The following is a 25,714-nucleotide window of genomic DNA, read 5'->3' as shown; positions in this document are numbered from 1 at the left end:
CGCCGGGCTGCTTCCGGTCCCGGTGCGGGACCTCGCTCGTCGCTCAGGAGAAGACGCCCATGAGGGCAAGCCTACGGGTCGTCCCGGTGCGGCGTCAGGCCTGGGTTCCGACCACCGGTGCGATGTCCGAGCAGCGAAGCCGGCTGCCGCGTCGCCAGGCTCGCCCGCCCGTAGGCGGCGAGCCGTAGGGCCCGTTCCTCCGGCGGCGGTTCCGGGACCGCCGGTGACGGATCGGCCGGCGGGCGGACCCCGGCCGTCGTGGTGCGGCGGACCGGTACGGTGCGGACATGACGCGACCTGACAGTGAACCGGCCGGGCACGGGGTGGCGGAGGGGGCCGTCACCTATCGCGTGGCTGAGAGCGAGAGGGACAGGACAGCCGTCATCAAAGGGGAGTTCAGCTCGGACACCGTCTTCGAGGTGGTCGACTCCGGCGGGGCCGGGTTCTCCCTTCGGCCTGTCCGGCTGGACCGGCCGATCCACAAGGTCTTCCCCGACGACGAGCCCGAGGGCGGTGAACCGTCGACGGGTGCGCGCCGGTTCGTAGCGCTGGACGGTGATCGCGTGTGCGGCTACGTGGACACGGAGTACGAGCCCTGGAACCGGCGGCTGGTCATCGCCGACATCGAGGTGGCCGCGCCGTACCAGGGCCGGGGAATCGGCCGCACGCTGATGAACCATGCCATCGACTGGGCCCGGACATGCGGTGCCGGCCACGTCTGGCTGGAGGTGACGAACATCAACGCTCCGGCCATCCGCGCCTACCGGCGGATGGGGTTCGCGCTCTGCGGCCTGGACACCTCCCTCTACAGCGGCACCGAGTCCGAGGGGGAGACGGCACTGTTCATGAGCCGCTCTCTCGACGGCCCCGCCGACCGATAGCCGTGCCCGTGCCCTGGCCCGGTCCAGCCCCTCACCGCCGGGGACGGCATGAGCGCGGTCATGGAAGCCGCCTCCACGGGGAAGACGCTCATAGGATTCTCGGCGTTCGGTCTTCTCCCCGTCAGGACGGCTTCACGTGATAGCTCCCCGTACGCACCGAGCGGCCCTGCCCGCCATCGGCGTCCTCGTCGTGCTCGCCCTGGCGGGCTGCGACCCCGACGACCTCGCCGCCGAAGGGGGCGCCACGAGCGGGGGGACCAAGGACGGCGCGCAGTCCGCCGAGGGCTTCGGCGCGAGCCCGCTGGACAATCCGGACGGTACGAAGCCGGGGCTCGCCCCGCTCACCGGCGACGCGGACCGGGCCGCCGCCCGGAAGATCATCGAGAAGGTGGCCACGAAGGGGCGCGGCCCCAGGACCGGTTACGAGCGGAAGAAGTTCGGCTACGCCTGGAAGGACGGGATCGACGGCATCCCGCTCGCCCGCAACGGCTGCGACACCCGCAACGACCTGCTCGCCCGGGACGGCAAGGACGTCGAGCACAAGGCGGGGTCCGACTGCATCGTCATGGCGATGACGCTCCAGGACCCCTACACGGGCGAGACCATCGACTGGCGCAAGCAGCAGGCCACCGAGGTTCAGATCGACCACGTGATGCCGCTGTCCTACGACTGGCAGATGGGCGCCGCCCGCTGGAACGAGTCCAAGCGCGAACAGATCGCCAACGACCCGCTCAACCTCCTCCCGGTGGACGGCCCGGCCAACAACGCCAAGCGGGACTCCGGCCCCGCCTCCTGGCTGCCGCCGTACAAGCCGATCCGCTGCTCCTACGCGGTGCGGTTCGCCCAGGTGTCCCTGAAGTACGGGCTTCCCGTCACGACGGCCGACAAGCGGGCCATGCTCGCCCAGTGCGGCGGCTGACCCGCCCCCGAAACGCCGGTCGGGGCCGCCCCGAAGGAGCGGCCCCGAAGAAGGCGCGGCGTGCGCGGGCAGGGGGGCCGGTCAGACCTTGCCGCCGCAGATGACGTTGTACGGGCGGCCGAGCGCCATCATCAGCTGCATGGGCTCCGTGGTCGCCGCCGGGCACTCGGTCTTCTTGTCGACGAGCCCGAGCACCTTGAAGTCGCTCGCCCCGGCCGAGGCGCAGACGATCTCCTTGGCCGTCGCCGACACGCAGTCGCCCTCCACGAGCTGGCCGCCGCCGGCGCCCGCGTCACCGGGGTGGTCCCCGGTCAGGTTGCGGCCGCAGACCGTGTTGGTGGGGATGCCGCCGCCCTTCTTGCCGTCGCCGGAGCCGAAGACCCGGGAGACCTGGATGATCAGGTCCGTGCCGGCCGGGCACTGGATCGCGTTGGGCATGATGCTCGCGCTCTTGACCTCCAGCGCCTTGAAGGTCGCGCCCGACTCGTCGCAGTCGAAGGCCCGGTAGCCGTCCGGCTTGTTCTCCGGATCCGGGCCTCCGCAGTCGCCGATCTCCCAGGAGCCGCCCTTGCCGTCCGATGCGGACGAAGCGGACGAGGAGGCCTTCGACTTCGACGACTCGTCACCGAAGATCTTGGACGCCCCGTAGCCCAGGCCGAGGATCACCGCGAGCACCAGCAGGCTCTGCAGGCATCCGGCGCCTCTGCGGGGGCGGCTCGGCGTACTGCCGGGCTGGGGCTGGGCCATGGTTCTGCTCCTCAGGGGTGGCGTGCGACGGCACGGGGGGAAGTCACGGGTGGGGACGCGGCATGCACACCTCACGGTTCCGGCCGGACCGCGTCGGTCGGACTACCCCTCGCCCGCCCCTTCCGGCAGGTCCTTGACCAGGAAGCGCGCCGGGTCCGCGACCTCGTGCCGGACGCCCTCGTCGTCGAGGTACGCGTACCGGTCCACGTACCGGCAGCCCGTCTCCCGGTAGCCGATCCGGAGGTAGAGCGCGGCGGCGCGGTGGTTGGCGTCGTCCACGCCCAGACCGATCAGCGCGTGCCCGGCCGCGCGGCCCCGCTCCTCCACCGCCCGGACCAGCGCCGTGCCGATGCCCCGGGAGCGCAGCTCCGGCGGATGGATCCCGAGCCCGTTCAGCTCCGGACAGCCGGGGAAGCGGGCCCGTACCTCGGGGGCCGCGCAGCCCTGCCACAGGATCTGCGCCGTTCCCACCGGCACGTCGTCGGCCCAGGCGGTGAGGAAGGTGCTGAGCCCCTGCTCCTGGAGGTCGAACCGGGCCGCGTGCCGCCGGGTCCGGCCGGGCGAGGGCATGTGCCGCTCCAGCGGCCCGAGGTCGGCGGCCCGGCACGGCCGGATGCGCACGGCCACGGGGGCGGAGGCCGGGGCGGGGCCGGGAGAGCCCGGCGGAGGCGTCGTCATACGGCGGGACGGTAGCCGGGCGGTGGCGTCCCGCGCCGGGCATATACCGGAGCCGGTAACGGAGTCGGACCCGGGTCCGACCCCGGAGGCGGGTCCGGCCCCGTCCTCGGCTCCGGGCCCGGTGCCGGAGGCGGAACCCGTCCCGGACCCGGGCCCGCCCCTGGGTCCGGCAGTCCGTGCGCCGAGCGCCAGCCGATCGGCACGGAACCGATATTCGCTGGTCGGGGCGGTACGGACTGCCTAGGGTCGCGCGTATGGAACTGCACATCACCACCCTCGCCGAGCGCCCGGAGCTGGCCGACGCCCTGAACGGGATGCCGGACACCTGGCCGGAGTTCGTGCTGGAGGACATCGTCGGGTGGGCGAACTTCCCCCGGATCGCGGTCGATTTCCCGCAGTACGTGCTCGTCGCCACCGACGCGGACGGGGCGGTGGTCGCCCGCGCCTACAGCGTGCCCTTCCTGCTGGACGCCCCCGGGCGCGGGGAACTCCCGGTCGGCGGCTGGGACCGGATGCTGCTGTGGGCCTTCTCGGACCTGCGGCGCGGGCGCACGCCCGACACGGTCGGCGCGATCGAGATCACGGTGGCGACCGGCCACCAGGGCAAGGGCATATCGGGCCGGATGCTCGCCGCGATGCGGGACAACGCGCGGCGGCTCGGCTTCCGGGAGGTCGTCGCCCCGGTGCGGCCGAGCGGCAAGCACCTGCGGCCCGCCCTGCCGATGGAGGAGTACGTCCGGCTGACCCGCCCCGACGACGGGCTTCCCGAGGACCCCTGGCTGCGGGTCCACGCCCGGGCCGGCGGGACGGTGGACTCGGTCGCCACCGTGTCGATGACCGTGAGCGGCTCGCTCGCGCAGTGGCGGGAGTGGACCGGGCTGCCGTTCGATACGGACGGGCCGGTGGAGGTGCCGGGGGCGCTGGTCCCGGTGCACTGCGCACTCGCCCACGGGTACGCGGTGTACGCCGAGCCCAACGTCTGGGTGCGGCACCGGCTGTGACGGCGGTTCCGGGCGCGGAGGAGGCCGCCGCGGAGGAGGCGGTCTCCGCGGCGGAGGCAGTCTCCGCGGCGGAGGCAGTCTCCGCGCTCCTCGTCATCGACATGCAGAACGCCCTCGTCGCCATCGCCCACCGGGCGTCCGCCACCGTCGCGGCCGTCGCCGGCCTCCAGGAGCGGGCCAGGTCGGCCGGGGCCCCGGTGGTACTGGTGCAGCAGGAGGACGAGGAGCTGGAGCGGGGGACCGAGGGGTGGCGGATCGCGCCCGAACTGGCCCCCGCCCCCGGCGACACGGTCCTCCCCAAGTCCGCACCGGACGGCTTCCTGGGCACCGGGCTGGACGCGCTGCTGCGGGGCCGGGGGGTCACCGAGGTCGTCGTCACCGGGTTCGCCACGGAGATCTGCGTCGAGTCCACCGCCCGGCAGGCGCTGAGCCGGGGGTACGACGTGGTGCTCGTCGCGGACGGCCACACCACCTCGCTCCGGCCGGACGGCTCCGGCCCGTACGCCGCACCGGAGGCGTCCGTGGCGCACCACAACGAGATCTACCGGAACCTCCGCTTCCCCGGCCGCCGGGTGCGCGTCCTGCCCGCGGCCGAGATCGGCTTCGGCCGCGGTCTGCCCCCGGGAGCACCGTAGGGCCTGTCGTCACACCGCCGCCCTTCGGGCGACGACGGCGGTGTGACGACAGGCCCTGGGGCGGCCGTCGCCGCCCGGGTCCTACTGCTCCAGGTCGACGATGTCCTTCGCGGCGGGCTTCTTCGCCACGACCGGCGCGTCGAAGTCGGAGAGGTGCATCGTCATCGGCTCCTCGCCGCCCCGGGACGTGACGCGCAGGAGGTACGGGGCGCCCTGGGCGGCCACGTCGAAGGTGTACGTCTCCTTGCCGTCCTTCTCCGTGAGCCGCAGGGACGGCTTGCCCGCGACCGTCGAGGGGCCCTTCTTCTCGGCGGCGCCGTCGTTCGCCTCGAACTCCTTCAGAAGCGCCTCCAGGTCACAGAACTCGATGGCCTCCGCCGTGTCCGGGTCGGACGCCTTCGACTCCATCCACTTGCCCGCGAGCATCTCCACCGCCGCGTCCGCCTCCGCCTTCGGCTCGTCCGTCATCTGCGCGCGCAGCATGGCCTCGTCGAACTTGGTGTAGACCGTCCCGCCGGTCTTCACGACCTCCATGCCGCTCTGGCCGCCCACCGTCATGGTCCCGGTGCAGTCCCCGCCCAGGCTCGACGCGAAGTCCGCCTGGACCCGGCCGTCCGGAGTGGTCATGTCGAGGCCTATCCGCAGGGACTTCACCCCGTTCGTGGCCTTGAGGGCCTTGTTGGCCACCTCCGGGCCCGACTGACCGGCGAACGGCCCGGTCTCCTTCGGGGAGTCCGTGCCGCAGGCGGCGAGGCCGACGACGGCCAGCGCGCAAAGGGTGTTGACGGAGATACGGGTGACGAGACGCATGGGTCAGGCTCCGGGAGGAGGGGCGCGGGAACGCGCCGGAGAGAGGAGGGAAGAACGGCCCCGGTGGGGCGGGTCAATAAGAGCAAACCTTGTGAACCGAGTCAACACGGTTCACACGTGAAGCGTCAGGCAACGGCCTCTGCGGGTGTGGTGCGAGAGAGTCGCTATGCTCGCGTCAGCCGCCGTCGACGGGGCGAGCGACGGGGTGGGCGGACGGGCCAAGGAGAGAGTCAAGTGCCGGAGAACGCGACCGAGGTCACCGCGGCGGAAATCGCCCGACTCGCGGGCGTGGGGCGTGCCGCCGTCAGCAACTGGCGTCGTCGGCACGCAGACTTCCCGCACCCGGTGGGCGGCACCGGGACCAGTCCGTCCTTCGCCCTGTCCGAGGTCGAGCAGTGGCTGCGCGACCAGGGCAAACTCGTGGAGGTTCCGCTCCGTGAACGCGTCTGGCAGGCGGTCGCCGGGCACCCTGCGGGCGCCGTCCAGGCGCTGATCCACACCGGTTGCGCCCTGCTGGTCGTCCGCGACCGGCCCACCGCCTGGCTGGAGCTCACGGCGTCCCCCGACGAGCGGATGGCCGCCCTACTGCCGCACGCCGTGGACCATGTGCTCACCGCACGGTTCGGGCCCGGGGGCGCCCCTGTTCACACGCCCGGCGCAGCGGGTTCCACGGCTGCTCCCCCCACGCCCCGTCCCGGGTCCGCCGATGTTCACACCACGCCTCCGCCGGAGCCCGTCGGCGTTCACACCGAGAGCGGGGCGGAGCCCACCGGTGTTCACGGCGCGGGCCGGCCGGAGCCCGCAGGTCCTCGGGCGGCGGACCCGCCGACGCCCGCCCCCGGCGCGCGCGCTGTTCACACCCCCACCGCGCAGGACCTGCTGCCGTCCGTGCCGCTCCTGCGGTCCGCCGCCGAACTGGCCGCCGGGATCGGGGCCGGACCGGTCTTCGAGTTCCTGCTCGGTCGGCAGCTGGACGCCAACCCGCGCCAGTACACCCTGACCCCGCCGCACCTCGCCGAGCTGATGGCGGAGCTCGCCGAGCCCCCGAAGGGAGCGGACCGGCCCGCCCGCCGCCGGCACGTCCGCAGCGTCCTCGACCCGGCCGCCGGCACCGGCGCCCTGCTCCGAGCGGTCCACGGCCCCGCCGCGCTGTACGGGCAGGAGGCCGACCCCGCCCTCGCCGCGCTCACCGCCCTGCGCCTGGCCCTGGGCGCCGAGGGCCCCCGCGGAGCCGCCCCGGGCCCGGACGTCCGTACCGGCGACACCCTGCGGGCCGACGCCTTCCCGCAGGTGGCGGCCGACACCGTGCTCTGTCACCCGCCGTTCAACGAACGCAACTGGGGCCACGACGAACTGGCCTACGACCCGCGCTGGGAGTACGGGCTCCCGGCCCGCACCGAGTCCGAACTCGCCTGGGTCCAGCACGCCCTGGCCCGGTTGCGCGACGGTGGAACCGCCGTCCTGCTGATGCCGCCCGCCGCCGCCTCCCGCCGCTCCGGCCGCCGTATCCGCGCCGGTCTCCTGCGCCGGGGGGCCCTCCAGGCCGTCATCGCGCTGCCGGCCGGGGCCGCCCCTCCGTACGGCATCCCGCTCCACCTCTGGGTGGTGCGCAGACCGGAGCCCGGGGTGCGGCCCCCCGCCGATCTCCTCCTCGCCGACACCACCGCCCTCCCGGGCCCGGCCTCCCCGGCCCCGGAGGACGGCTCCGCCCCCGGAGGCACGGCGGGCGGCACGGCGGGGGCCGGCAGGACGGGCGGCGGCAAGGTCCCCGGCGGCGGCCGTGAACGGCTCGACTGGCCCGCCGTGCGCGCCGCCGTGCTCGGCGCCTGGCGCGACCGGGCCGACGCCGAGGGCGTCAGCCGCGTCGTGCCCGTGGTCGAACTCCTCGACGACGACGTGGACCTGGCCCCGGCCCGCCATCTCCCGCGCCCGGCGGCCGGAGGCGGCGCGTCCGGCCTCGGGGAGCTCCGGGAGAGGCTGGCCGAGACCCTGCGTCTGACCTCCGGCCTCGTCCCCCCGGCCGCCGCCCCCGCCGGCTCCGCGCACCTGCCGCTCACCACGGTCGGCGAACTCGCCCGCGCCGGCGCCCTGCACCTGCACACCGGAACCGCCGCGCCCGGAAGCGTCCCGCTCCCCGTCCTCACCGAGCACGACGTCCTCACCGGCGCGGCTCCGGCCGCCCCCGTCCCGCCGCCCGGCCCGAAGGCCCCGGGCCGGACGGCCGACGAGACGGTCCTGCTCGAACCCGGCGACGTCGTCGTGCCCGTGCTCGGCGGCGGCACCGCGGCCCGGGTCGTGGACGAGGCGACGGCCGGGTCCGTGCTCGGCCGCAACCTCCAGCTCCTGCGGCCCGACCCGGCCGCCGTCGACCCCTGGTTCCTCGCCGGATTCCTGCGCGGTACCGCCAACCACCGGCAGGCCAGCAGCTACGCCTCCACCGCCGCCCGGCTGGACGCGCGCCGCCTCCAACTGCCCCGGATGCCGCTCGCCGAACAGCAGCGGTACGGGGAGCGCTTCCGTGAACTGGCCGCCTTCGAGGACGCGCTGCGGACGGCGGGGCGGCTCGGCGGGCTGCTCGTCCAGGGGATGTACGACGGCCTGGCGGACGGTACGGTCGCGCCCTGACGCCCTGACGCCCTGACGCCCTGACGCCCTGACGCCCTGACGCCCTGACGCCCTGACGCCCGGAGCCGCGGCCACGCCCCCCCGCATCCCGGAACCCGGGGGCCCCCGGGCGTTCCGGCCGCCCGGCCGCCGTGGTCCGCAACGGTTCGGCACGACGTCGGGACAACGGGGACAGCCCGTCGGCGGAGGTGTATACGCTCACCCCACACGTCCGTCATCCGCCTCCAGGAGCAGCACATGCACGGCTACGGCCCGACGCCGCAGCGGCCGGTCGCACCCCGCCCGTCCCCGGCGACGCTCACCGCGGTGCGCGTGGCGCTCGTGGTGGTGACCGTGCTGAGCTGCGGCATGCTGGGGTGGGCGCCGATGCTGCGACTCGCGATCGTCACCCGCAGGCCGCGCGACTGGGTCCTGCTGGCGGTCGTGACGGCCTCGAACATCGCGCTGTTCGCCTTCGTCCTGGCCACGCCGGACGACCCCGACGACATGACGGACGCCCAGGCCCTGATCATGGCGGCGTGGATGCTCGGCGGTCTGACCGCGGTGATCACCTATTACCTGAGCGCGGAGATACGCCACTACACCTCCCTCGGCGCCCCGCCCCCGTACACCGCCGCCGGGCCCCCGCCCGCCGAGTACTCCGCGTACTCCGCTCCCGCGCTCCCGTACCCGCCGCAGCCCCGCCTCCCGCACCCGCCCCGGGAGCAGTACCCCAACCCGTACACCGGGCCGGCCACCCCGCCCACGCCCGTCCCCGCCCCCCGCCGCCTCGACCAGGTCCGCGCCGAACTGGACGAACTGAGCGACTACCTCCGCAAGGAGAACAAGGAGGGCGAGGGCCGGTGAGCGGGCGGATCATCGCCGACCGGTACGAACTGGCCGCCCTCCTCGGCCAGGGCGGCATGGGCCAGGTGTGGACGGCGTACGACCGGCGCCTGGACCGCCGCGTCGCGGTGAAGCTGGTGCGCCCCGACCGGGTCGCCGGCCCCACCGGCGGCGACGCGGCCGACGAACTGCGCCGCCGGTTCGTCCGCGAGTGCCGGGTCACCGCCCAGGTCGACCACCCGGGACTGGTCACCGTCCACGACGCGGGCGAGGACGGCGACGACCTCTACCTCGTCATGCAGTACGTCGAGGGCGCCGACCTCGCCGACCACCTGGCCGAGCACGACCCTTACCCCTGGCCGTGGGCCGTCGCGGTCGCCGCCCAGCTCTGCGCCGTCCTCTGCGCGGTCCACGCGGTGCCGATCGTCCACCGCGACCTCAAGCCCCGGAACGTCATGGTCCGCCCCGACGGCACCGTCACCGTCCTCGACCTGGGCGTCGCCTCCGTCCTGGACACCGACACCACCCGCCTCACCCACACCGGCTCACCGATCGGTTCCCCGGCCTACATGGCCCCCGAGCAGGCGATGGGCGGCGCGGTCGGCCCGTACACCGACCTGTACGCCCTCGGGGTCCTCCTGCACGAACTCCTCAGCGGGGACGTCCCGTTCGCCGGATCCACCGCGCTGGGCGTACTGCACCGCCACCTGTACGAGCCCCCGGTCCCGGTCCGCCGGACCCGTCCCGAGGTCCCGGCCGCGCTGGAGGCGCTCGTCCTGCGGCTGCTCGCCAAGGACCCGCAGGCCCGGCCCGCCTCCGCGCAGGAGGTGTACGAGGAGCTGGCCCCGCTGCTGCCCCGGCACGGGGCGCCCGCCGCCCCGCTCGACCCCACCCGCCCGTTCCTGCGGCCCCACGCCCCCTGGCCGGACCGGGCCGCGACCCCCGCGCCCGCTCCCGCGCCCGCGCCCGCCGCCTTCGCGGCCCCGCCGCCCCGCCTCGGCGCGCCGCAGCCCTCCGACCCGCCCTCGGCCGGCCCGCCCTCCGCACCGCCGCCCGCCCCCGTACGCCCCGGCGCCCCGCCCCACGCCACCCCGCCGCCGTCGCCCGCCGGAGCGGACGTCGCGCGCGCCGTGGACGAGGTGAAGAAGCTGCTCGGCGAGGGCCGGATCACCCAGGCCGTCGACGTCCTCGGGGCCACCCTCCCGGCCGCCGCCGCCGAACACGGCGAGCACTCCCCGGTCGTCCGTATCCTGCGCAAGCAGTACGCCGCGACGCTGATGGACGACGGGCAGTACCGCCGCGCCCTGCCCGAGCTGCGCCGCCTCGCCGAGGACCGCGCCGCCGAAGCGGGCCCGGCCGACGCCCAGGCCCTCCAGTTCCGCTACGACGCGGCCCAGTGCCTCGAACAGCTCGGCGAGGCCGGGGCCGCGCTCGGCGAGTACCGCGCGGTCCTGCCGTACTACGAGAACGCCTACGGGCCGATCACCTCCGACCCCGGCCGCGCCCTCGACATCCGGCACCGCATCGGCCAACTGCTCCTGGCGGTGGGGGACCACACGGCGGGCCGGGCGCAGCTCCAGGCCCTGCTGTACGACGCCGAGCGCGCCTACGGGCCGCACCACCCGCTGCCGGCGGACCTGCGCCGCCTGCTCAGCCACCAGCGGGACCTGCACCGCGGCTGACGGCCGCCCGGAGCGCCCCGCCGGCCCCGTACCGGACCCCGCCGCGGACCACATCCCCAACTCCTCCCGAATCGTTGGTCGAATCAGTGGCACGGGCCACATCCACTGCCTAACATCGATCACCGCAAGGCTTTGTGCACCCATGCACAAACTCTCCCCGGGAGGCTCCTTTGCACCGCCGTCGTCGCACCGCGCTCGCCGTCCTCGCCGCCACGCTCGTTGCCGCACCGCTCCTGTCGGCCTGCGGCGACCAGGCCCACCCCGGGGCGGCGGCCGTCGTCGGCGGCGAGCGGATCGAGGTGTCGGCGGTCCAGGCCCGCGCCGCCCAGGTCCGCAGCGCCCAGGAGAGCTCCCCGCAGGCCGCCCAACTGGTCGACAAGTCGGGCCAGCTCAGCCGCGCCAAGCTGCACGGGCTGATCTTCACCCGGATCCTCGACCGGGCCGCCGAGGACGCGGGGGTCACGGTCACCCGCAAGGAGATCCAGGAGATGCGGAAGGCCGGCCGCGCCCAGCAGGGCGGCGAGGAGCAGTTCGAGGCGATGATGCTCCAGCAGCGCTGGGTCGCCCCGGACCAGATCGACGCCGACATGCGGCAGGAGGTCCAGCTCCCCAAGCTGGCGCGGGCGCTCGGCGTGGACCTCGGCACGCCCGCAGGGCAGCAGGCCGTGGGGGAGGCGCTGACCAAGGCGTCCAAGGCGCTCGACATCGACGTCAATCCGCGCTTCGGCACCTGGGACGACCGGAAGATGCAGCTCGGCGACTACCGCGCGCCCTGGATCACCCAGCGCACCCGGTTCACCCCCGAGCAGCCGACGGGGGCCTGACCCGTACGGGACGGGAGCCCGGGTCCGGTGAGGGACTGCCGGGGCGAAGGCCCCGCCGCCGGAGGTAGGTTCGCACGGTGAACGCCCAAGCCCCCGACGCCCCCGTCGAAACCCCCGCCGGTCCCGGCCGCATCGTCCTGCTCACCGCCAGCCACCGGGTCGCGCCCGGCCTGCTGTCCTGGCCGGCCTGGCAGACGCTGCACGCCGCCGACCGGGTCCTCGTCACCGACCCGGACCACCCGCAGCTGCCCTACCTCCGAGAGGCGGGCGTACGCGCCGAGCACGCCGCGCCCGCCGCCGACGACCTGGTCGCCGAGTGCGCGGGCGGCCGGACCGTCGTCGTCCTGGTCGGCGGCGAGGGCGACAGCCGGCTGACGGACGGCCTGGCCCGGCTCGGCGGCTCCGGCCGGGTGGCCATGCCGGACCTGGAGCTGCTGCCCGGCTCGTACGACCTGCCCGGAGCCCGCCTGCTGGACCTGGTCCAGGTCATGGACCGCATCCGCCGCGAGTGCCCCTGGACCTCCCGCAAGACCCACCGGGGGCTCGCCAAGTACGCCATCGAGGAGGCGTACGAACTGGTCGAGGCGATCGAGGACGGCGACCGGGACGAGCTGCGCGAGGAGTTGGGCGACGTCCTGCTCCAGGTCGTCCTCCACGCGCGCATCGCGCAGGAAGGCCGCCCGGAGGACGGGGCGGAGCCGTTCGACGTGGACGACGTGGCGGGCGGCCTCGTCGAGAAGCTGATCCACCGCCACCCGCACGTCTTCGGCGACGCGACCGCCGAGACCCCGGAGGACGTCCACGCGCACTGGCTGCGCACCAAGGCGATCGAGAAGCGGCGCACCTCGGTCACCGAGGGCGTCCCCCTCGGCCAGCCGGGTCTGGCCCTCGCCGCGAAGCTCGCCGGCCGCGTCCGTACGGCGGGCCTCGACGTTCCGCTGCCCACCGGCGACCCCCTCGGCTACGAACTCCTCGCCCTCGCCGTACGCGCCGAGGCGAACGGAGCCGACCCGGAGGCCGCCCTGCGCGCCGCCGCCCGCGCCTACCGCGACGCGATCCTGGCGGCGGAGGGGCACGCGGATTAGGGCCTGTCGTCCCCCTGCCGCCTGCCGGACGACGGCGGCAGGGTGACGACACGCCCTAGTACGGTGACGGCAGGGGTGTCACGAGGGGGGATACGGGCGTGGACGACGGGATGGCGTCGCTGGCTCGCACGTTGATGCGGGTCATCGAGAGCAACGACCGGGACGCGTACGGGCTGATGGCCGAGGCGGTCGGCGGCACCGGTTCGCGGTCCCTGCGCGTGCGGCTGGCCAAGGTGAGGGACGCCCGCGCCGACGGGGAGGTGGGAGGCCCGGCGGAAGCCCTCAACGATCTCCTGGACGAGGTGCGGCGTTTCGCCCCCCACACCTACGGGGAACTGGAGGCGCTCGCCCAGACGTTCCGCGAGGACGAGGCCGCGCGGGCCGCTTCCCGGGTGCACGGGCCGGCCCCGGCCCGAACCGACGCCGCCGCCCCCCGCAACGGCGTCTCGGGCGGTGTCTTCCAGGCCCCGGTCGTCCAGGCCGGGACCTTCAACGGCGGCGTGCACACCTACTTCGGAGCGCCGCAGCACGCCGGCCCGCCCCCGGTCGCCGACTGGCCCCGCCTCGACACCGCCGACCCGACCGCCTTCGGCGTGCTGCGTACCCGGCAGGTCGGCGACGAACCGGCGTTGCCCCCGTACGTCGCCCGCGACGGCGACGCCCTGCTGGAGGAGCGCATGCGCGCGGCCGCCGGGACGGGCGGGCTGGTGCTGGTGACCGGGGAGCCCCTGGCCGGGAAGAGCCGTACCGCCTGGGTGGGGATGCTCGCCAACCTGCCGGGTGCGACCCGCGTCTTCGCCCCCGCGGCCGGCACGGATCTGCGCGGTCTGCCCGGCGTGCTGCGCGCCCGGGGCGAGGAGCCGTGCGTGATCTGGCTGGACGAGCTGGAGGGCCACCTCGGCGAACACGGTCTGTCCCCGGCGCTCCTCGCCGAACTGGTCCGCCTGCGCGTCCCGGTGGTCGCCACGATGAGCGACGAGGCGTACGACGCCCATCGCTTCGGCGGCCAGGCCCGTGCCCGGGTCCTGGCCGGCGTCGATCCGGTGGAGCTGTCCCGCGCGTGGACGGCGGACGAGTTGCGGCGGCTGAGCGGAGCGCGCGAGGACCACCGCCTGTCGGACGCGTCCCTCTGGTGCGAAAACGGGGACGTCTGCGCGTTCCTCGCCGTCGGCCCGGAGCTGTGGGACGAGTGGTGGCGTGCCCGCCGCCCCCACGCCCATCCGCACGGCCATCTGCTGGTGCGCGTCGCCATGGACCTGGCCCGGTGCGGAACGGACGGCGCCCCCGTCCCGACGCGTGTGCTGCGCGAGGCGTGCGCGCTGTACGGGCGGGAGGCCGCGCAGGCGGCCGGGGAGTCGTTCGAGGACGCCCTCGCGTGGGCGTCCGGGGTGCGGCACGGCGTCACCGGGATGCTGGTCCCGGGCACGGAGCCGGAGAGCTGGAGGGCCTTCCCGACCCTGTACCGGGACGCGGTGACCCGCCCGGACGTCCCGCCGGCGCCGCTCGGCCTGTGGCTCCGCGCCATGGACGTCGTACGCGGGAACCCGGACCTCCAGGAGCTGGTGGTGGAAAGCGCCCGGAGTGAGTTGGAGGAGGAGGCGGAGGGGCGCCCCGAGGTCGGGCTGGTGCTCGGCCGCCTCTACGAGGCGGCCGGGCGGGCCCAGTACGCCGAGGAGTGGTTCCGGCACTCCGCCGACGCGGGCGGCGTCGAGGCGGCGAGGATCGTGGGGCGGGCTCTCGCGGCCCGGGGCGAGGCGGCCGAAGCCATTCCGTACCTGGAGCGGGCCGCCGAGGCCGGGGACGCCGGCGCACGGGTGACGCTCGCCGCCGTGCTCGTCGACCGCGCGGTGTTCTGGCTGGACCGCGGCGCCGAAGGCGGGGGCCGGGTGGCGGCGTACTACGCCAGGAGACTGCGGGCGTCCCTCGACGCCGTGCCCGATACCGTCGAGGAGTGAACGACAGCCCCGCCCCCCGTACCCCCGCCTCCCCGTCCTGCCCCCACGCCGGGCCGCCCCGAGCGGCCCCGGCGGCCCCCGCCCCCGAACTCTTCACCTGGGAGTTCGCCACGGACCCCTACCCCGCCTACGCCTGGCTCCGCGAGCACCGCCCCGTGCACCGCACCGCCCTGCCCAGCGGGGTCGAGGCGTGGCTCGTGACCCGGTACGGGGACGCCCGGCAGGCCCTCGCCGACGCGCGGCTCTCCAAGAACCCGGCCCACCACGCCGAGTCGCCGCACGCCAAGGGCAAGACGGGCATTCCGGGGGAGCGGAAGGCGGAGTTGATGACGCACCTGCTCAACATCGACCCGCCGGACCACACCCGGTTGCGCCGGCTCGTGTCCAAGGCGTTCACCCCGCGCCGGGTCGCGGAGTTCGCGCCCCGCGTCCAGGAGCTGACGGACCGGCTCATCGACGGGTTCGTGGAGGAGGGGAAGGCCGACCTCATCCACGACCTCGCCTTCCCGCTCCCCATCTACGCCATCTGCGATCTGCTCGGCGTCCCGCGCGAGGACCAGGACGACTTCCGGGACTGGGCGGGCATGATGATCCGGCACGGCGGCGGCCCGCGCGGCGGGGTCGCCCGGTCGGTGAAGAAGATGCGCGGTTACCTCGCCGAACTCATCCACCGCAAGAGGGAGAACCCCGGCGACGACCTGATCTCCGGACTCATCCGGGCCAGCGACCACGGCGAGCACCTCACGGAGAACGAAGCCGCCGCGATGGCGTTCATCCTGCTGTTCGCCGGTTTCGAGACCACGGTCAACCTGATCGGGAACGGGATGTACGCGCTCCTGCGCCACCCGGAGCAGCGGGCGCGGCTCCAGGCGTCCCTGGCCGCGGGGGAGAGCGGGCTGCTGGCCACCGGCGTCGAGGAACTGCTGCGGTACGACGGGCCGGTGGAGATGGCGACCTGGCGGTACGCGACCGAGCCGCTGACCCTGGGCGGCGAGGAGATCGCCGCCGGAGACCCCGTCCTGGTGGTGCTCGCGGCAGCCGACCGCGACCCGGAGCGGTTCGACGAACCGGACGTCCTGGACCTGGCGCGGAGTGACAACCAGCACCTCGGGTACGGGCACGGCATCCACTACTGCCTGGGCGCGCCGCTGGCGCGGCTGGAGGGGCAGACCGCGCTCGCCACGCTCCTGGGGCGCCTCCCGGACCTGCGACTCGCCGGGGATCCTGCCGATCTGCGCTGGCGGGGCGGGCTCATCATGCGGGGGCTGCGCACGCTTCCGGTCGAGTTCGAGCCGGGCGCCCGGCTCGGAGAAAGTGACACTCTGTCGACTCTGTGACTTTCACGTGATCTGCGCTGCATCGACTTGTGACATACGTTCGTATCCCGCTAGGTTCACGGTTCGACGTGGGGGCCGCACCGTGCCCGCACGTCGCTCGGGCACCGGGGCGCGGGGTGTAATCCCGCCGTGCGGCGTCCGGGCAACTCGCTTGTCAGTCGCACGGAAGGCATACCCATGGGCTCCGCGAACGGCAGACACCGCCGACCTCGCCAGGCACCCGCCATCGTCGTCGCCGCGGGGGTGACGGGATCGGCCATCGCCATCCCGCTGCTCGGCGCGAGCGGCGCGCACGCGGCCGACTCGGCCCCCTGGGACCGGGTGGCGGAGTGCGAGAGCGGCGGAACGTGGAGCGCCGACCTCGGCAACGGCCACTACGGCGGGCTCCAGTTCTCCCAGGAGACCTGGTCGGCGTACGGCGGCACGGAGTTCGCGCCCCGTGCCGACCTCGCCAGCCGGTCCCAGCAGATCTCCATCGCCGAGAAGGTCCTGGACGACCGGGGCCCCAAGGCGTGGCCGAGCTGCGCGGTGATCTCCGGCCTCGCGGTGGACGGCGCCCTGCCCGGCGTCGACCCCGGCACCGCTCCGTCCGCCGACCCCACGGCCGACCCCTCGGCCGATCCGGCCGGTGAAGCGGACACGGGCGACAAGACGGATGAATCCGGTGCATCCGGTGCATCCCGTGAAACCAAGGACAAGGGCGAGGGCGGGAAGCGCGGCACGCCGGAGGACGGCGGCACGGAAGAGGAGACCGGGGCGCCCGGCCCCTCCGCGACGCCCACCGCCCCGCCGGCCTCCGAGGCGGACCCTTCGGCCGCGCCCGACGCCCCGGTGGGCGAGAGCGGCGAGGACCGCCGGAGCGGCGGGAAGCACCGCGGCGCCCCCGCACCCGAGAAGGCCGACCGGGAGGGCGAGGGCCCGCGCGGTTCCGGCCGGCACGCCTCGCGCGGCGACGGCGACGCGAGGAGCGGCGGCGCGACGGGCGGATACACGGTGAGGGCCGGCGACAACCTCTGGTCGATCGCCGACGCGCAGGAACTCCCCGGTGGCTGGACGGGCCTGTACGAGACCAACAAGGACGTCCTGGGCCCCGACCCGGACCTGATCCTGCCCGGCCAGAACCTGGACCTGGGTCTGGACCGGAACGCGGAACCGGACGCCCGTCCGGCCGCCCCGGAGAGCGCCGAGGAGCCCGCCGCCGACTGATTCCCGGCGAGGAAACGCCCCGAAAACCCGGGTAGTTCAGAGACCTATGTCCACTTTTGCGTAAGTGAGACATGGGTCTCTTTGCTTCAACTCACGCATTTCGCCCGGTCGATCCGGGCGTATCGCCCCCGACCTGCGGAAATGAGCGGGCCCTGGCGGAGAGTTCGGACTGATTGTCCCCTATGTCCGTCCTTGAATGTCGGGGTTGGCTGTGTTTACGGTCTAAGCCGCTCGCACCGCGGGCCCCGACGACCGTCACGCCGAATCCTGCCGGCGGCCGGAGGGAACAGACGCGCAAGCGCCGTAGGCAGGAGCGGGGGACCCAGGTAGGCCGCCGGGTCCGGACGCCTCGTCGAGAAGACGGGGACGTACGGGACCGGCTAGGGGTGAAGCGGTGCGCAAGGACGCACCGCCGGGCAACTCATCAGCCCGAACCCGACAGCTCACCTCGTAGGCGTCGGTGAGGAGATTCGTTCCATGCTGCTGAACAGCAAGGGCAAGCACCGCCGCCCGTCCAAGGCCGTCCGTATCGCCACGCTCGCCGGTGTCGCCGGCGCCGCCGTCGCCGTCCCGCTGATGGGCGCGACCAACGCCTCCGCCGCCTCCGTCGAGACCTGGGACGCCGTCGCCCAGTGCGAGTCCGGCGGTAACTGGTCCATCAACACCGGCAACGGCTACTACGGCGGCCTGCAGTTCTCCCAGTCCAGCTGGGCCGCCGCCGGCGGTACGCAGTACGCCGCGCGCGCCGACCTGGCCTCCAAGGACCAGCAGATCGCCACCGCCGAGAAGCTTCTCGACATGCAGGGCCCGGGCGCCTGGGCCTGCGCCGGCGCGGGCGGCCTGACCAACGACGGCGTGGACCCGGGCGTCAGCACCGGCTCCGGCCAGTCCCAGCAGGCGCAGCCCGAGCGCCAGGCCGAGCAGCCCACCACGCGCTCCGAGCAGCGCTCCGCTCCGCAGGCGGCTCCGAAGGCCGCTCCGCAGGCCGAGAGCAAGAAGACCGTCACCACCCCGACCGGCGAGAAGGTCCAGAAGGGCGACGGCGAGTACAAGGTCGAGGCCGGCGACACCCTGAGCAAGATCGCTCAGAAGGAGGGCGTCGAGGGCGGCTGGAGCAAGCTCTTCAAGCTCAACGACGACATCGTCGAGGACGCGAACCTGATCTTCCCCGGTCAGCAGCTCCACCTGAAGTAACCGCCGTCTCTCCTCCCCGGGGGAGGGCGTCCGGCGGCTCCCTCCCCCGTACGGCTTCCCGGCCCGGCGCGCTCACCCCCCAGAGCGCCGGGCCGGGTTCTTCGTGAGGGGAGGAGCGCACCCGGCCGCGTTCACTTCTTGTGGTTACCGCTCAGTAGATTTCTGGAGTTTCGCCCCGATACGCACGTTCCCGGGCCCTTTTTCGTCCCAGGAGTCGGGCGGTCGGCCGGTCAACGGGGCCGAGCCGGATAGGCTCGGGTCGCAAGGCCACAGTGACCCTGCACAACCAGTGTCAGATCCCAGAAGGAGATGCCTCGTGCCGTCCATCGACGTCGTCGTAGCCAGGGAAATCCTCGACTCCCGGGGCAACCCCACGGTCGAGGTCGAGGTCGGCCTCGACGACGGCAGCACGGGCCGTGCTGCCGTTCCGTCCGGCGCCTCCACCGGTGCGTTCGAGGCCATCGAGCTTCGCGACGGCGACCCCAACCGCTACCAGGGCAAGGGCGTCGAGAAGGCCGTCCTCGCCGTCATCGAGCAGATCGGCCCGGAGCTCGTCGGGTACGACGCCACCGAGCAGCGCCTCATCGACCAGGCGATGTTCGACCTGGACGCCACGGAGAACAAGGCGTCGCTCGGCGCCAACGCCATCCTCGGCGTCTCGCTGGCCGTCGCGCACGCCGCCTCCGAGGCGTCCGACCTGCCGCTCTTCCGCTACCTCGGCGGCCCGAACGCGCACCTGCTGCCCGTTCCGATGATGAACATCCTGAACGGCGGCTCGCACGCCGACTCCAACGTGGACATCCAGGAGTTCATGATCGCGCCGATCGGCGCCGAGTCCTTCTCCGAGGCCCTGCGCTGGGGTGCGGAGATCTACCACACGCTCAAGAAGGTCCTGAAGACCAAGGGCCTGTCCACCGGACTCGGCGACGAGGGCGGCTTCGCCCCGAACCTGGAGTCCAACCGCGCCGCCCTGGACCTCATCGTCGAGGCCATCAAGGAGGCCGGCTACGTCCCCGGCCGCGACATCGCGCTCGCGCTCGACGTCGCCGCGTCCGAGTTCTACAAGGACGGCGTCTACGAGTTCGAGGGCAAGTCCCGCTCGGCCGCCGAGATGACCGAGTACTACGAGGAGCTCGTCTCCGCGTACCCGCTCGTCTCCATCGAGGACCCGCTGTACGAGGACGACTGGGCCGGCTGGAAGGTCATCACCGACCGCATCGGCTCCAAGGTCCAGATCGTCGGCGACGACCTCTTCGTCACCAACCCCGAGCGCCTGGCCCGCGGCATCGAGGAGGGCTCCGCCAACGCCCTGCTGGTCAAGGTCAACCAGATCGGTTCGCTGACCGAGACCCTCGACGCCGTCGAGCTGGCCCAGCGCAACGGCTTCAAGTGCATGATGTCGCACCGCTCCGGCGAGACCGAGGACGTCACCATCGCCGACCTCGCCGTCGCCGTGAACTGCGGCCAGATCAAGACCGGCGCCCCGGCCCGCTCGGACCGCGTCGCCAAGTACAACCAGCTGCTGCGCATCGAGGAGATCCTCGACGACGCCGCGGTGTACGCGGGCCGCTCCGCCTTCCCGCGCTTCAAGGGCTGACCCGTCGCAGGACGGTAGCCTCCGCCCGTCCCCGCACCCGGTCCCGTACCGTGTGCGGGGACGGACGTGTGTGACGGGGAGGCGGGAGACATGGCCGGGAAGGACCGCGACCGGTTCTCCACCTCGACCAGGCTGCGGCTGATCGGCGAGCAGACCGCGGCCCGCGTGTACCGGTCGCAGAACCGCCGACAGGCCCGCCGCTCCCGGCTCACCGGCCGGGCCGCGTTCCTGGCGCTGGTCGTCTGCTCCCTGGTGGTGGCGCTCGCCTACCCGATGCGGCAGTACGTCTCCCAGCGCGACGAGATCGCCGAGCAGGAGCGGCTCTCGCAGGAGGCGGAGCGGCGCACCGAGGAGCTGCGGGACGAGAAGGCGCGGCTCCAGGACGACGCGTACATCATGCGACTCGCCCGCCAGCACCTCCATTACGTCCTCCCCGGGGAGATCGGCTACACCGTGGCCGACCCCGACGCGGCGGAGGACTCCCGCGGGCAGCCCGGCGCGAACGACCGCCCCTGGCACTCCAATCTGTGGGACGGCGTGGACGACGCCGACCGTGCCGACCGCGACTGACCCGACCGACCCCGTACGTCCACTCCCGTACGTCCACCTCTACGAGCTTCCGAGCAGAACCAAGGCAGGCATGGAAACGCCCCCTCCGCAGACCGAGTCCACCCAGCCCACCGACGCGGACATCGCCGCGTTCGAGCAGCAGCTCGGCCGCCCGCCGCGCGGTCTGCGCGCCATCGCGCACCGCTGCCCGTGCGGCAACCCGGACGTGGTGGAGACCCAGCCGCGTCTGGAGGACGGCACGCCGTTCCCGACGACGTACTACCTGACCTGCCCCCGGGCGGCTTCGGCGATCGGCACGCTGGAGGCCAACGGGGTCATGAAGGAGATGACGGCCCGTCTGGGGACCGACCCCGAGCTGGCCGAGGCCTACCGGGCCGCCCACGAGGACTACATCGCCCGCCGCGACGCCATCGAGGTCCTGGAGGGCTTCCCGAGCGCGGGCGGCATGCCGGACCGGGTGAAGTGCCTGCACGTCCTGGTCGGCCACTCGCTGGCCGCCGGACCCGGGGTGAACCCGCTGGGCGACGAGGCCATCGCGATGCTGCCGGAGTGGTGGGCCAAGGGCCCCTGCGTCACGCCGTGCACGCCGCCCGCCGAGGAGGACGGCTGGACGGTGGACGCGGACGGCGAGGGTTACACCGCCTTCCGCCCGCTCGACGGACCGGGCGACGGGCGGGGCGCGTGACCCGGGTCGCCGCCGTCGACTGCGGCACCAACTCCATCCGGCTCCTCGTCGCCGACGTGGACCCCGCCACCGGCTCCTTCACCGAGCTGGACCGGCGGATGACGATCGTCCGCCTCGGCCAGGGCGTCGACCGGACCGGAAGGCTCGCCCCCGAGGCGCTGGAGCGGACGTTCGCGGCCTGCCGCGAGTACGCCGCCGCGATCGGCGAACTCGGCGCGGAGCGCATCCGGTTCGTCGCCACCTCCGCCTCCCGCGACGCCGAGAACAGCGCCGAGTTCACCGCGGGGGTACGCGAGATCCTGGGCGTCGAGCCCGAGGTGATCACCGGCGACCAGGAGGCGCAGCTCTCCTTCGACGGCGCCACCAAGGAGCTGGCCGGGCGCGACGACCTGGCCAAGCCCTATCTGGTGGTGGACATCGGCGGCGGCTCCACCGAGTTCGTCCTCGGCGCGGACCGGGTGGAGGCGGCCCGGTCCGTGGACATCGGCTGCGTACGGATGACGGAGCGCCACCTCCTCGACGACGGGGCGGTGGTGGACCCGCCCGGCCACGAGCGGGCCGCCGCGATCCGCGCCGACGTGGAGGCCGCGCTCGACCTGGCCGAGCGGACGGTGCCGCTCACCGGGGCCGGCACCCTGGTCGGTCTGGCGGGCACCGTCACCACGATCGCCGGGATCGCGCTGGAGCTGGAGCAGTACGACTCCGAGGCCATCCACCACTCCCGGATCGCCCTCGGTCAGGTCCGCGCGATCACCGAGCACCTGCTCCGCTCCACCCACGAGGAGCGCGCCGCGATCCCCGTGATGCACCCCGGCCGGGTGGACGTGATCGGCGCGGGAGCACTGGTCCTCCTCGCGGTGATGGAGCGCACGGGCGCCCACGAGGTCGTCGTCAGCGAACACGACATCCTCGACGGCATCGCCTGGAGCGCCGCGTAGGGGAGGGGCGGGCGGCTCCAGGGCCGACCGCCGCCCGCTCGATCGGGGTGTCACCTGCACCGTTGAGCTTCGATTCGCCCCCCGGAAGCCCTTCCGGGGGGCGAATCGGCAGGGTGGTGCGAGAAAGTTCGTGAACTTCTTCACAAGGAATCGGGGCCGCCGGGGCCTCGTTCGCACCGTTCGGGGCCTCCCGGGTGGCGCCGGATGCCGTACGCGGGCGTGGCACGTGCGCCGGCGGGGCGTCGCGTACCTCGGAAAGGGACCGGTGGTTCACCCCGCCGGAAGCGCCAAGGGCCAGCTCACAGGCGGTGCACAACGTTTCCCGAGGCGCTCCGGTTCCCTTGTGCAACCATGACCTGGGTCACGTGGGCGGCGAAGTGTAGCAGAGGGTCCGTCAATCCTTGTGAAGGGGCTCACGAGCACCCCCCGCGAGCGGGGTGGATACTCGATGGCATGAGCACCACGGAGCGTCCCAGGATCCTCGTTGTAGGCGGTGGGTACGTAGGCCTGTACGCAGCTCGTCGCATTCTGAAGAAGATGCGATACGGAGAGGCGACCGTCACGGTCGTCGACCCGCGGTCGTACATGACCTACCAGCCCTTCCTCCCCGAAGCTGCCGCCGGCAGCATCTCGCCCCGGCATGTCGTCGTCCCGCTGCGACGCGTGCTGCCCAAGGCCGAGGTTCTCACCGGCCGGGTCACGACCATCGACCAGGACCGCAAGGTCGCCACGGTCGCGCCGCTCGTCGGCGAGGCCTACGAGCTGCCCTTCGACTACCTGGTCATCGCGATGGGCGCCGTCTCCCGCACCTTCCCGATCCCCGGCCTCGCCGAGCAGGGCATCGGCATGAAGGGCATCGAGGAGTCCATCGGGCTGCGCAACCACGTCCTGGAGCAGCTGGACAAGGCCGACTCCACGACCGACGAGGACGTCCGCCGCAAGGCGCTGACGTTCGTCTTCGTGGGCGGCGGCTTCGCCGGCGCGGAGACCATCGGCGAGGTCGAGGACATGGCCCGCGACGCGGCGAAGTACTACACCAACGTGAAGCGCGAGGACATGCGCTTCATCCTGGTCGACGCCGCCGACAAGATCCTTCCCGAGGTCGGCCCGAAGCTGGGCGCCTACGGCAAGGAGCACCTGGAGAGCCGCGGCGTGGAGATCTACCTCTCCACCTCGATGGACTCCTGCGTCGACGGCCACGTGGTCCTGAAGAACGGCCTGGAGGTCGACTCCAGCACCATCGTGTGGACCGCCGGTGTGAAGCCGAACCCGGCGCTGGCCCGCTTCGGCCTCCCGCTCGGCCCGCGCGGCCACGTGGACACCTCCGAGAAGCTCCAGGTGCAGGGCACCGACTACATCTGGGCCGCGGGCGACAACGCCCAGGTGCCGGACATGGTCGGCCGCCGCGCCGGCAACCCGAACGCCTGGTGCCCGCCCAACGCCCAGCACGCGCTGCGCCAGGCGAAGGTCCTCGGCGACAACGTGATCTCCGGCATGCGGGGCTTCCCGCAGAAGGAGTACAGCCACGCCAACAAGGGTGCGGTCGCCGGTCTCGGTCTGCACAAGGGCGTCGCGATGATCGTCCTGGGCAAGTTCAAGATCAAGCTCAAGGGCCGTCTCGCCTGGTACATGCACCGCGGCTACCACGGCATGGCCATGCCGACCTGGAACCGCAAGATCCGGATCTTCGCCGACTGGACGCTGGCGATGTTCCTCAAGCGCGAGGTCGTCTCGCTCGGCGCCATGGAGACGCCGCGCGAGGAGTTCTACGAGGCCGCCAAGCCGGCCCCGGCTCCGGCCGCCGCCAAGTCCGAGGGCGAGAAGGCCAAGGCCTCCTGACCCTCCGGTGACCCGCTCCGCCGGGAGCGCTCCGTACGACGCCCGAAGGGGCCGTCCGCCATCCGTGGTGCGGACGGCCCCTTCGGCGTGCTCCGGGGCGGATGGCGCGTCAGAGCCCCTTCCCGGCCGCACGGGCGGCGCGGGGCGCGCCCTTTGCCGTTTCGTTGCCCGGTAGCGGGATGACGGAGAGTACGGGGAAGGTTGACGCAGCTGTACCTCGCATGCGGCGCCGGGGCGTCGCGGCGGGGTCAGGAGCACGTCCGTTCGCCTGTGCCTGTTGTGCTTGTCGGGGAAACACCACGGAGGTGTGCGCCATGGCAGACGCCGCGTCGCGGCTGACCGCTCTCGCCGAAGATCTGCTCTCACAACCGCTGCCGGTCCGCGTCCGCGCCTGGGACGGCAGCGAGTCGGGTCCGCCCGACGCCCCGGTCCTGGTGATCCGCCGTCGCCGCGCCCTGCGCCGCTTCCTGTGGAAACCGGGCGAGCTGGGCCTGGCCCGCGCCTGGGTGGCCGGGGAGATCGACGTCGAGGGCGATTTGTACGAAGTGCTGAGCCGAGTGGCGGGGCTGCTCTGGGACCGCGACGCCGAGGACTCCGTCCACCCGGTGCGCGATCCCCGGGCCCGCGCCTTCGCCCGCGGCCTCCTCGGCCTCGCGGGCCCCTGGCCGCCGCCCGCCCCGCCCGCCGAGGAGGTGCGCCGCCGGACCGGACCGCTGCACACCAGACGTCGCGACAGACAGGCCGTCAGCCACCACTACGACGTCGGCAACGACTTCTACGCCCTGGTCCTCGGCCCCTCCCTGGTCTACTCCTGCGCCTACTGGCAGGACGGCGGAACCCTGGAGGACGCGCAACGCGACAAGCTCGACCTCGTCTGCCGCAAACTCGCCCTCCAGGAGGGCGACCGGCTCCTGGACGTCGGCTGCGGCTGGGGCTCGATGGCCATCCACGCCGCCCGCCACTACGGCGCCCGGGTCACCGGCATCACCCTCTCGCGGGAGCAGGCCGCCCTCGCCCGCAAGCGCGTCGCCGACGCGGGCCTGACCGACCGCGTCGAGATCCGCGTCCAGGACTACCGGGACGTCCTTCCCCACCCTCCCGGCTCCGCCCGCACAGGGGACGTCCCGCCCGGACCGTTCGACGCGATCTCCTCGATCGGCATGGCCGAGCACGTCGGATCCGTCCGCTACCGGGAGTACGCCGACGACCTCTACGCCCTCCTGAAGCCCGGCGGCCGCCTCCTGAACCACCAGATCGCCCGCCGCCCCGAGAAGGACGAGGACGCCTACCGCATCGACGCGTTCATCGACGCCTACGTCTTCCCCGACGGCGAACTGGCCCCGCTCGGCCGCACCCTGGCCACCCTGGAGGAGGCCGGGTTCGAGGCCAGGGACGTCGAGGCGCTGCGCGAGCACTACGCGCTGACCCTGCGCCGGTGGGTGGCCAACCTGGAGCGGCACTGGCAGGAGGCGGTACGCGCCACCTCGCCGGGCCGGGCCAGGGTCTGGCGGCTGTACATGGCCGCCTCGGCGCTCTCCTTCGAGCACAACCGGATCGGCGTCAACCAGATCCTCGCGGTGCGCCCGCTGGACGGCGGGGGCTCCCGGGTGCCGCTGCGTCCCCGCGCCTGGACGGAGTCCGCCGGGGAGGGGGACGGGGGCGCCTGACCCGTACCCGGCCG

Annotated in this window: 22 protein-coding genes and 1 riboswitch; of the genes, 19 read left to right on the top strand and 3 right to left on the bottom strand. The window is 73.7% G+C overall.

Going from position 1 to position 25,714, the window contains the following annotated elements; translation table 11 throughout:
- The first annotated feature begins 287 nt into the window (after positions 1–287).
- The gene (locus tag AMK24_RS25700; RefSeq protein ID WP_073771254.1) at positions 288–881 is read left to right on the top strand and encodes a GNAT family N-acetyltransferase; all 594 of its coding nucleotides are present in this window, start codon (positions 288–290) and stop codon (positions 879–881) included.
- A 136-nt stretch (positions 882–1,017) separates the two neighbouring features.
- A complete protein-coding gene (locus AMK24_RS25695; protein ID WP_073771253.1) occupies positions 1,018–1,800 on the top strand; it encodes an HNH endonuclease family protein in 783 nt (260 codons plus the stop codon).
- Positions 1,801–1,881: 81 nt separating this feature from the next.
- On the opposite strand, the gene AMK24_RS25690 is transcribed toward AMK24_RS25695, so the two are convergent.
- Positions 1,882–2,547: a hypothetical protein gene (locus AMK24_RS25690; RefSeq protein WP_073771252.1), complete on the bottom strand. Its 666-nt coding sequence runs from the start codon at positions 2,545–2,547 to the stop codon at positions 1,882–1,884.
- Positions 2,548–2,649: 102 nt separating this feature from the next.
- Positions 2,650–3,225, bottom strand: a complete 576-nt coding sequence (locus AMK24_RS25685) for a GNAT family N-acetyltransferase (RefSeq protein WP_199876503.1) — start codon at positions 3,223–3,225, stop codon at positions 2,650–2,652.
- Positions 3,226–3,479: 254 nt separating this feature from the next.
- Between AMK24_RS25685 and AMK24_RS25680 the strand changes: the two genes are divergently transcribed.
- On the top strand, positions 3,480–4,226 hold the full coding sequence (locus tag AMK24_RS25680; RefSeq protein WP_073771251.1) for a GNAT family N-acetyltransferase: 747 nt from the start codon (positions 3,480–3,482) through the stop codon (positions 4,224–4,226).
- Entirely contained in the window at positions 4,223–4,861 is a 639-nt protein-coding gene (locus tag AMK24_RS25675; protein ID WP_274535083.1) for a cysteine hydrolase family protein, read from the top strand. The genes AMK24_RS25680 and AMK24_RS25675 overlap by 4 nt, the downstream gene beginning before the upstream one ends.
- An 81-nt stretch (positions 4,862–4,942) precedes the next feature.
- Here the strand turns inward: AMK24_RS25675 and AMK24_RS25670 are convergent, their stop codons facing one another.
- Positions 4,943–5,671: a hypothetical protein gene (locus tag AMK24_RS25670; protein WP_073771250.1), complete on the bottom strand. Its 729-nt coding sequence runs from the start codon at positions 5,669–5,671 to the stop codon at positions 4,943–4,945.
- A 234-nt stretch (positions 5,672–5,905) separates the two neighbouring features.
- Between AMK24_RS25670 and AMK24_RS25665 the strand changes: the two genes are divergently transcribed.
- From AMK24_RS25665 to AMK24_RS25595, 15 genes are all read left to right on the top strand, one after another.
- On the top strand, positions 5,906–8,296 hold the full coding sequence (locus AMK24_RS25665; protein WP_073771249.1) for an N-6 DNA methylase: 2,391 nt from the start codon (positions 5,906–5,908) through the stop codon (positions 8,294–8,296).
- A 237-nt stretch (positions 8,297–8,533) separates the two neighbouring features.
- The gene (locus AMK24_RS25660) at positions 8,534–9,142 is read left to right on the top strand and encodes a hypothetical protein (protein ID WP_073771248.1); all 609 of its coding nucleotides are present in this window, start codon (positions 8,534–8,536) and stop codon (positions 9,140–9,142) included.
- A 56-nt stretch (positions 9,143–9,198) separates the two neighbouring features.
- A complete protein-coding gene (locus tag AMK24_RS25655; RefSeq protein WP_242435254.1) occupies positions 9,199–10,803 on the top strand; it encodes a serine/threonine-protein kinase in 1,605 nt (534 codons plus the stop codon).
- 170 nt (positions 10,804–10,973) lie between these two features.
- Positions 10,974–11,627: a SurA N-terminal domain-containing protein gene (locus tag AMK24_RS25650; RefSeq protein ID WP_073771246.1), complete on the top strand. Its 654-nt coding sequence runs from the start codon at positions 10,974–10,976 to the stop codon at positions 11,625–11,627.
- A 77-nt stretch (positions 11,628–11,704) separates the two neighbouring features.
- Positions 11,705–12,712 (top strand): nucleoside triphosphate pyrophosphohydrolase, encoded by a 1,008-nt coding sequence (locus AMK24_RS25645; RefSeq protein ID WP_073771245.1) that lies wholly within the window; start codon positions 11,705–11,707, stop codon positions 12,710–12,712.
- A 98-nt stretch (positions 12,713–12,810) separates the two neighbouring features.
- A complete protein-coding gene (locus tag AMK24_RS25640) occupies positions 12,811–14,667 on the top strand; it encodes a sel1 repeat family protein (protein ID WP_073771244.1) in 1,857 nt (618 codons plus the stop codon).
- On the top strand, positions 14,664–16,004 hold the full coding sequence (locus AMK24_RS25635; protein ID WP_073771243.1) for a cytochrome P450 family protein: 1,341 nt from the start codon (positions 14,664–14,666) through the stop codon (positions 16,002–16,004). Before AMK24_RS25640 ends, AMK24_RS25635 begins: the two co-directional genes overlap by 4 nt.
- A gap of 177 nt (positions 16,005–16,181) precedes the next feature.
- Positions 16,182–17,210: a LysM peptidoglycan-binding domain-containing protein gene (locus AMK24_RS25630; RefSeq protein WP_073771242.1), complete on the top strand. Its 1,029-nt coding sequence runs from the start codon at positions 16,182–16,184 to the stop codon at positions 17,208–17,210.
- 289 nt (positions 17,211–17,499) lie between these two features.
- A riboswitch (cyclic di-AMP (ydaO/yuaA leader) is annotated at positions 17,500–17,682 on the top strand.
- Positions 17,683–17,687: 5 nt separating this feature from the next.
- On the top strand, positions 17,688–18,404 hold the full coding sequence (locus tag AMK24_RS25625) for a LysM peptidoglycan-binding domain-containing protein (protein ID WP_073771241.1): 717 nt from the start codon (positions 17,688–17,690) through the stop codon (positions 18,402–18,404).
- Positions 18,405–18,720: 316 nt separating this feature from the next.
- The gene (eno, locus tag AMK24_RS25620; protein WP_006125111.1) at positions 18,721–20,001 is read left to right on the top strand and encodes a phosphopyruvate hydratase; all 1,281 of its coding nucleotides are present in this window, start codon (positions 18,721–18,723) and stop codon (positions 19,999–20,001) included.
- A gap of 90 nt (positions 20,002–20,091) precedes the next feature.
- Complete coding sequence (locus tag AMK24_RS25615) at positions 20,092–20,571, top strand: FtsB family cell division protein (protein ID WP_073771240.1); 480 nt, start codon at positions 20,092–20,094, stop codon at positions 20,569–20,571.
- Between the two features lie 70 nt (positions 20,572–20,641).
- Complete coding sequence (locus AMK24_RS25610; protein WP_073771239.1) at positions 20,642–21,256, top strand: DUF501 domain-containing protein; 615 nt, start codon at positions 20,642–20,644, stop codon at positions 21,254–21,256.
- Positions 21,253–22,194: a Ppx/GppA phosphatase family protein gene (locus tag AMK24_RS25605; protein WP_073771238.1), complete on the top strand. Its 942-nt coding sequence runs from the start codon at positions 21,253–21,255 to the stop codon at positions 22,192–22,194. Before AMK24_RS25610 ends, AMK24_RS25605 begins: the two co-directional genes overlap by 4 nt.
- Positions 22,195–22,647: 453 nt before the next feature.
- On the top strand, positions 22,648–24,033 hold the full coding sequence (locus AMK24_RS25600) for an NAD(P)/FAD-dependent oxidoreductase (RefSeq protein WP_073771237.1): 1,386 nt from the start codon (positions 22,648–22,650) through the stop codon (positions 24,031–24,033).
- A gap of 314 nt (positions 24,034–24,347) precedes the next feature.
- Positions 24,348–25,700, top strand: coding sequence for an SAM-dependent methyltransferase (locus AMK24_RS25595; RefSeq protein WP_073771236.1), 1,353 nt, complete (start codon positions 24,348–24,350; stop codon positions 25,698–25,700).
- Positions 25,701–25,714 lie beyond the last annotated feature (14 nt).

The organism is Streptomyces sp. CB02366 (assembly GCF_001905905.1).
Lineage (GTDB): Bacteria > Actinomycetota > Actinomycetes > Streptomycetales > Streptomycetaceae > Streptomyces.
This window is presented reverse-complemented; position numbering and strand designations above follow the sequence as displayed.